Source organism: Archangium sp. (assembly GCF_057119385.1).
Genome location: NZ_DBNGVP010000133.1, coordinates 45,822 through 53,863, shown reverse-complemented (window position 1 = coordinate 53,863; position 8,042 = coordinate 45,822). Strand labels below are relative to the sequence as shown.

Below are 8,042 nucleotides of genomic sequence, written 5' to 3'. Positions count from 1 at the left end.
AAGGCCATTCATGAGCTGTATCGACTCGATGGCACCCTGGTCCGGCGGTATGTGCCTCCAGGCGTCAGCTTCCCCTGAATGACCAAGGCAGGAAATGAGTCACACGATGGACACGGTGCAGCTACAGGACGAACTGGTCGACGCGTGCAAGTGGGGAGAGTTGGACCGCGCCCGTGAGTTGATTTCAAGGTTCGGCGCAGAACCGGAGGCAAGGACCCTGCTCGAGGAGATGTTGCAGGGGGATGATGCGCTCGCAAGACAAGCCGCGGTCTTCGGTCTGGGTGAGCTTGGCGGAACGGCAAGCGTCAAGCGACTGGAGCAACAACTCGCTCTCGAGGAGACACGTGGGGATTACGACGGGAAGTCCGTCGTCGACGAAATCATCAGAACACTGGGGCGGATTGAGGACCCGGAAGCCCGGGCCGTGCTCGTACGAAAGCTGGAGCGGCTGGCCGCGGAAACCGCTCCGGAGGTCAGCGACGTGAACGTGGTGACACAAGCTCTGTGGAGGAGACGCCACCCGGCTCTTCTACCCACCGTCCGGAGATGCCTGGCCCAGCTCGACCTGAAGAATCACGGCTCGCTGCCTGGCCTGCGCGTGCTGCTGGAGAAGACTCCGGATGAGCTCCGTGCGTGGGTAGGCTCCCCCCTGGTCTCCGTGGAGGACAAGACACGAGTCATCACGGTTCTCGACGCGGCTCTTCCCGCCGTCGTGGCGTCCACGTTGCCCTCGTTCATCTCCACTGCCTCCGGGCTGCTCGAGGATGCCGCGGGTCAGGACGGAGAGGCCGCGTACTACTGCGACCGCCTGTTCGTCCTGCTCCCGCGGTACAAGGAGCAAGTCCTCCCTTCACTTCCGGACGAGACGCGCGCCGAGTTGCGCACCCTTGCCCGAAGCCTCGTGCCCGCGGTCTCGCCCAACTGCGCCTTTGGCGCCGTGGCCCTGCTCGAACTCGTCGGGCGACCCGAAGACGCGGCGGTCATCGAAGCGAACCGTCCGGAGGACTCCGTCGGAGCCAAGGCGTTCGACGCCATCGCACGCGCCCTACGCAACCGCCAGGAACAGTCATGAACAGCCGGCTCACGCGCTCTTGCGGCGGCGGATCATCGCCTCGTACGAGCGGTTCACGCCCTGCGAGAGGATGAGCAGCTCGCCCACGTCGGGCGGGGTGAGCTGGCCGGGCCCGTTGTCCACGTACAGCAGGTGCACCAGCTTGCCGCGCACCAGCAGCGGGAGGATGACGGCCGTCGTCGGGTAGTCCCCGCCCAGCAGCTTGTAGAAGAGGCCCGAGGCCGCATCCCGGCGCACCGGGCCCACGTAGTGCGAGCGCGTGTCCCGCACCAGCCGGAAGGTGCTCGGCGCCTGCAGGCCGATGCCGATGCGCTTCACCGCGGCCTCGCGCACCCCCTGCCCCATGCCGCGCCAGCCCGTCACCAGGCTGCCCTGCACGCTCAACAGCAGGCTGCGCTTCCACTTGCCCAGCGCGAAGCGCAGCACCGTGGTGGCCACCTGCTCGCGATCCAGGCTGCGCCCCAGCTCCGCCTGCGCCTCGGCGAAGGTGAGCGGCGTGGGCGGCGGCTCCGGTGCCACCACCACCGGCGCACGCGGCCGCACGGACGCCACCGGGGGCGGCGCCGCGACAGGCGGCGGTGGCTTCGGCGGCACCGCGATGGGAGGCGGCGGCTTCGATGGCACGGCGGGCACCCGGGGCGGAGCGGCGGGCGGCGCCTCCTCCAGCACCATCGCCTCCGGCAGCAACTCCAGCGGCGGCAGCTCCACCGGCGCCTCGGTCACGTACCCCTCGACGATCGGAGCCGGGGCCTCCTCCTCCACCATCTCCACCAGGTCCAACACCGGCTCCGCCCCCACGGGCGCACCCCCACCGGTGAGCGCCTGCGCGTAGAGCGACTGGAACTCCTCCTCGCTCATCAGATCCGCGGACTGCTCCGCCGCGGCCGCCTTCTCCGCCTGCTGCTGCGCGCGCGAGGGCCGCACGGCGTTCATGTCGATGGCCCGCATCGCCCGGAATGCCTTGCAGTAGCGCCGCTGCAGCTGGTTCATCCGGAACTCGGGGATGACCACCGGCACCACGCGCTTACCCGTCCTGAAGGCCAGCGCGTCCAGCGTCTCGATGTCCTGGGGGTTGATGACCGCCACGCTCATCCGCGTGGCGTCCACCCGCATGGGCAGGTAGTCCTTCTCGTCCGCCTCGTTGAGGTCCACCAGCTCCAGCGCACGGGGATCCGGCACCATCTCGCCCGAGGCGGACGCCACGTTGTGCTGCTTGCCCAGCAACCGGGCCAGCTCCTGCTCGGTCAGCAGCCCCAGCTCGACGAGGTTCGTCCCGAGCCGCCCGCCGTGGACGACCTGCGACTCGAGCGCCTCCTCCAGCGCCTCGGGGGTGACGACGTTTTCCTGAAGGAGCAGTTCGCCCAGGCGCATGACGGCACGGCTTGTAGTCCCCCCCCGCCGCCTTCCGCAAGGCGCGCCTGCGCCCTCAGTCCTCCGGGTGGTGACTGAGCGCCACCCGGTTCCCCTCGGGGTCCCGGACGTACACCGTCCAACGCGTCTCGTGCTCCAGCGGCACCCCCGCCCGGGCCAGCGCCTCCACCGCCCCGGCCCGCCCGGCCTTGGGGATGCGGAAGGCCAGCAGGAAGAGGCCCGGCTGCTCGTTCCGGAAGGGGCCCGGCTCGGGCTGCCCCGACACCTCCTCCAGGGCCAGGAAACCTCCTCCCGGCACCCCGACCCAGATGCTGCGCAACGAGCCGTCCGGCCGGTGGTGCCTCTCGAGCTCGGAGAAGCCCAGCACCTCCCGGTAGAAAGCCGTGACCTTCTCAACGTCCCGAACCTGGATTGCCAGGTGGTGGAAGCCCTGAACGTCCATGAATCGAATGCTATGGTGCCCACCCCCCATGGCGCGACTGCTGATCGTCGAGGATCACCCCGAACTCGCCTCCCTCATGGTCGCCGCGGCCGAAAGCCGCGGTCATGAGGCCACGGCCGTCCATACCGGCGAGGCCGCGCTCGCCCTCTTGCGCCCTGCGGCCTTCCATGCCGCGGTGGTGGACCTGCTGCTGCCCGACATGCGGGGCAGCGCCGTGCTCTCCGCGCTCCGGGACCACGCCATCCCCGCCGTGGCCGTCAGCGGCGTCTTCAAGGGAGACCGCTTCGCCCGCGAGGCCACCGAGGTCCACGGCGCCCGCGCCTTCTTCGAGAAACCCTTCGAGCTGCTGCAACTGCTGGAGTCCGTCGAGCAGCTGTGCGGCCTCACCCGTCCCCTGCCGCCCCCTGCGTCCGGCGAGGACGAGGAGGAGGTGGTCGTCTTCGAGGACGCCGCGCTGCTGGACATGGACGACGAGCCCGTCTTCACCTCCTCCGAGGACGAGCCGGGCTTCACCTCCAGCGACGACGAGCCCGTCTTCAGCCCTCCTCCCGAGGAGCACGCCCCCGTCATCGAGGGGCTCGTGCTCGTCGAGGAGGCCCAGGAGCCCATGGGCGGCGAAGCTCCGGCCGAGGCCGCGCCCGAGCTGGAGGCCGTTCCCGAGCTCGAAGCCGTTCCCGAGCTCGAAGCCGTTCCCGAGGCAGAGGCCGAGCCCGGCCCCGACGAACAGGCGCCTGCCTTCGGCCAGGGGGTGCACCCCGTCACCCTCGAGACGGAGGATCTCGAGGAGCTGGATGCCCTGGAGGAGATGGCGTCGGACGACAAGACGCCGACCATGGCGCTCTCCTCGGAAGAGCTCCAGGCGCTGGACTCTCTCGCCCAGCAGATAGAGGAAGCGCCGCCACCGCCCGCCTCCGCCGAGGAGCTCCAGGCGCTGGACGCACTCGAGCCCACCGTCGAGAGGGCGACCCCGCTCCCTTCCGCCGAGGAGCTCCAGGCGCTGGAGGCACTCGCGCCCGCCGCCGAGGCACCGGCGCCAGCCCCCGCCACCGAGGCCTTCGCGGCGTTGGAGGCGCTCGAGCCCACCGCCGAGGCGCCCGCACCGGCCGCGGCCCCGGAGACGTCCCCGGATCCCGAGCCCGGGCTCGCCCTGCCCTTCGGTGAGCGCGAGAAGGTGTGGAGCAAGCCGGCCGCTTCCGGCCCCGGCCGCCGTCCGCCGCCCGAGTGGTCGCTCTCGGGAGACCTGAAGAACACCAGCGTTCCCCGGCTGCTCAACGCCTACTACGAGGCGCGCCACAGCGGAGAGCTGAAGCTCAAGCAGGGCTCAGTGCTGAAGGTCGTCTACTTCGAGGCGGGCCGCCCGGTGTACGCGGCCTCCAACCTCGCGCACGAGCGCTTCGGCCGCTTCTGCGTGCGCCGGGGCGTGCTGCCCGAGGCGAAGCTGCAGGAGGTGGCCACGCTCGCCCGCGAGCAGAACCTCCGCACCAGCGAGGCGATGATGCGCCTGGGCCTGCTGGACGCGCGCAAGTACCCGCAGCTCATCGAGGAGCAGGTGAAGGAGATCCTCTGGTCCACCTTCTCGTGGACCGAGGGTGCCTACGGCTTCAGCCCCACGCGTCCGCCCCGGGCGGGCCTGGTGAAGCTGTCCGTGTTCCCCGGGGATCTCATCCTCGAGGGCGTGCTGCGCTCCGAGCCGCTGGAGACGCTGCGCCAGCACATGCCGCGCTCGCGCCGGCTCTTCCCCGCGGCGGCCCCGCCCTACGGACTGCACGAGCTGAAGCTGAAGGGACCGCAGGCGCTGCTGCTGGCCTACACGGACGGCAGCAAGACGGTGGCGGACCTGCTCACCATCACGGAGCTGCCCGAGCGCGGCGTGCTGGCCACGCTCCGGGGCCTGGAGCTGATCGGCGTGCTGGAGGAGCGGCGCGACGAGCCGGGCACCAGCAACCGCAGCCGCATCAGCTTCGGCCTGTAGGACGCGCGCGGCGGCGGCGCACGGCCGCCACCAGCGCTCCGAGCGCGAACAGCATCGGGCCCGGACCCGAACCGGAGCAGCCACAGCCGGAGTCCGGCACCGAGGGGCCCGTGGGCTCGCGAATGGAGATGAGCTCGCCGCCCAGCCGGGCCTCGCCCTCCATGCGGCGCTCGCCCACCAGGTGCGGACGCGCCACGTACGTGAGCGTGTGGGTGCTCCCGCCCGCCAGGGGCAACCCCGTCGCGGTGAGCGCCCCCGACTCCCAGGTGGCCTCGAGGGGCTGGCCGTCGAACTTCGCGCTGCCCTCCACGTACGTCAGGCCCTCCAGGCGCTCCACGTAGCTCACCCCCGTCACCCCGCATGAGGTGGTGTTGGAGAGGTCCACCGAGACGCCGACGAGCCCCGTCTCCGAGGCGGCGGGCAGCTCGGTGCGGCGGCGCACCTTCACGAAGGGCTCCACGGTGATGGGCACGGTGAGCTGCTGCGAGGCCTCGTTGTCCGGACCCACGCTCGCCGTCACCCGCATCACCACCGACCTGCCCACCAGCGAGTCCAGCCCGGTGTCGCGCGTGACCAGTGACACCGTGGCGCCCGACAGCACCTCCTGCTCGAGCGCGGGGCCCCCATCCTGCTCCTGGACCCAGGTGACCTCCGGCGTCTGGCAGGTGCCCGCCGGGAAGGTCTGGGTCAGGGTGACGCGGGCCTGATCTCCGCACCGGGCGACCAGGGCGGGCACCTCCGGGAATGGCTCCAGCCCCGCGTCCACCCGGAGTGTCGCGACCTCCTGCTGGCGCACCGCGGAGCGCTGGCCCGCGTCGTCCTCCATCCACCCCTTCAACACCACGGGCCGGCCGCACCCCGTCCCCAGGGGCACCTCCCATGTGCCGGGAATGGACAACTCCTGCGTCCTCAGGACGCCGCCATCCTGGCGCTCGAGCCAGACCTGCGCTTGCAGTCCACGACGCGCGGGGCAGTTGAGGTCCGAGTCCACGCCCACCCGCAGCTCGCCCGAGGGGCTCACGTCCGGCACGAGCAGCAGCGAGCCCGCGGCGAAGTCCATCAACGCGGCACGGACGCGCAGGTGGTGCTCCGAGCCCGGACCGGTGATGGCCTCGTCGGACACCAGGTAGTGCTGGGCGGAGACCTTCAGGTCCGCATCGACGCACTCCGGCGTCTCCACCACGTACCGCCCGCCCTCCTCGCGGAACCGGATGCCGACATCCGGCACGACACCGCCATCGGACAGCGTCGGATTCCACCGGGTGGCCACCTCCGGGAAGGGAGACGTTCCATCCATGCAGGCGTGGAGGGGCTTCAAGGGCTCGAGGACCCGCGACTCGCCCGCGACGAGCTCCTCGACCGGACCCGTACCGAAGACCGCGTTCGGCCTGCCCCAGGGCGCCATGCCCACGTTGAACGTCCGGGCGTTGGAGAGGCCCCCGTCGTCCGTGACGCTGAGCTGGAAGCCGAAGCTCCCAGCCGCCGGAGAACAGAACCTGGCCGGCGGCGTGATGATGGCGGTGCCCCCATCCTGCTCCAGCGAGGGAACCCCCGTGCCCGAGAACAGCGGCTCCCATTTCGGATGAAGCACGCAGCCCGCGGCCGTCGTGCCACCGCTGGCCATCCGCAGCACCAGCGGCGGTCCACCCGGCATCAACTGGCTCACGGCACCACTGCCCGGCAGCGTGCCCCCATCGTCGAACACCACCGTGGGCGGCTCCGGCGACGTCGAGTGCTTCACGTACACGTCGACGGTCTCATGTGCCTCATGCCGGGCCAGACCATCCGAGGCGGAGACCGTGAAGCTCCCGAGCTTCCGGGTCTCGCAGGCGGCGGCGGTGGTGACGTCCCAGACCTCGGGGTCCCCCGGCTGCGTTCCGGCATCCCGCACCGCTGTCCACCCTCCCGAGGCTCCACCCGGCGGAGGGGTGGACGTCACCAGCACCGGATCTCCATCCGGATCCTCCGCCGCGAAGGTGAACTGGTAGCGCCCGCCCTCGTCGAGCGTCACCACGGTCTCCGACGCGGAGGTCCCGGCGTCCACCACGCCTCCGTCCGAGACCGTGACCGCCAGCTCCGGGCCCGCGGCGTTGGTGTAGATGAAGAGGTTGCCCCCATCGGCCTTGTCGGCGGAGAAGACGCAGGAGCTCGCCTCCGTGCAGGCCACCGCCTTCAAGGGAGCCGACGAGACCCCCGCCGGAAGGCTCCGGACCCGCCAGAGGGTCCCCGCCTCCGTGTCCGAGAGCATGGGCACCGGACTCATCACCTGTCGGCTCCCGTCCGCCAGTGCCACGATGGCCATGCCGAAACCCTGTCCGGCGGCGCCTCCAGCACCCACGTTCATGGAGACGCCCAGCACGCCCGCATCATCCGCGAGCTGGAGGACCGGCCGGATCGACTTCACGGCAGCCAGCGAGCCCTGCAGCAGCGCGTGCTGGGTGCCCACCACCGCATAGGGAGCGGGCCTCGCCGGAGCACCCGCGGAGAACACATCGATCGCCTGCACGGCGGCGGGCGTCAAACCCGTCTGGCTCTGGAGCTCCTGCCAGGTGAGATTGTTGAGATCAATCCAGTAGACGCTCGAATTGGTCATCGTGGTGCCGAGCAGCGCATAGACGGCGCTGCCCACCCGCACCACCCCGAGCTCCCCACTGAGGGAGCGCAGCTTCGTGCTGTCGAGGGGAACCGGGAAGAAGGACGTGGACTCGTAGAGGCTCTTGTACGACGCGTAGCCCACCACGCCCACCTCGCTGCCGAAATCCACCACCGCCACGGCTCCGCCATCCTGCGCGTGCTTCAGCCGCAGGACGCGGCCGTCCACCGGGACGAGGGAGTTTCCATTGGGTCCGCAGGTGCCCCCATCCGCCCTCACCGCGCTCAGGGCCGCCCCCAACTCCTGGCTGACCGAGATGAAGCAGTCCTCGGGGGGATGGTAGTAGGTGGCGGCGGAGGCGGTGACGGACGAGAGCCCACCAATGGCTCGCGGGGTCCCCCCATCCATGAACAGGTAGGCCCCCTGCCCGTGGCCCACCGAGAAGCGCTCCGGCCCCCACACCTCGAGGACGTGGTTGGGTTGCTCCTTGAGGGAAAGGTCCGTGCGCCAGTCGGCATGCGCCCGGGCGGCGGCGAACATCACCCCTCCCGCGAGCACGCACAGGGACAGGAGCCGCAGACGCACGCCCCAC

Annotated in this window: 5 protein-coding genes; 2 read left to right on the top strand and 3 right to left on the bottom strand. The window is 70.8% G+C overall.

Annotated elements, in window-relative coordinates; genetic code table 11:
• Positions 1-106 precede the first annotated feature (106 nt).
• Positions 107-1,072 (top strand): HEAT repeat domain-containing protein, encoded by a 966-nt coding sequence (locus AC16DP_RS32565; RefSeq protein ID WP_329728789.1) that lies wholly within the window; start codon positions 107-109, stop codon positions 1,070-1,072.
• Positions 1,073-1,081: 9 nt separating this feature from the next.
• Here AC16DP_RS32565 and AC16DP_RS32560 read toward each other — a convergent pair whose 3' ends face one another.
• A complete protein-coding gene (locus AC16DP_RS32560; protein WP_329728788.1) occupies positions 1,082-2,443 on the bottom strand; it encodes a cyclic di-GMP-binding domain-containing protein, MshE-related in 1,362 nt (453 codons plus the stop codon).
• 55 nt (positions 2,444-2,498) lie between these two features.
• Positions 2,499-2,885, bottom strand: coding sequence for a VOC family protein (locus AC16DP_RS32555; protein WP_329728787.1), 387 nt, complete (start codon positions 2,883-2,885; stop codon positions 2,499-2,501).
• A 28-nt stretch (positions 2,886-2,913) separates the two neighbouring features.
• Between AC16DP_RS32555 and AC16DP_RS32550 the strand changes: the two genes are divergently transcribed.
• Positions 2,914-4,857 (top strand): DUF4388 domain-containing protein, encoded by a 1,944-nt coding sequence (locus AC16DP_RS32550; protein WP_329728786.1) that lies wholly within the window; start codon positions 2,914-2,916, stop codon positions 4,855-4,857.
• Here AC16DP_RS32550 and AC16DP_RS32545 read toward each other — a convergent pair.
• Positions 4,841-8,035 (bottom strand): hypothetical protein, encoded by a 3,195-nt coding sequence (locus AC16DP_RS32545; protein ID WP_329728785.1) that lies wholly within the window; start codon positions 8,033-8,035, stop codon positions 4,841-4,843. The two genes, AC16DP_RS32550 and AC16DP_RS32545, sit on opposite strands and share 17 nt — an antisense overlap.
• Positions 8,036-8,042: the final 7 nt, after the last annotated feature.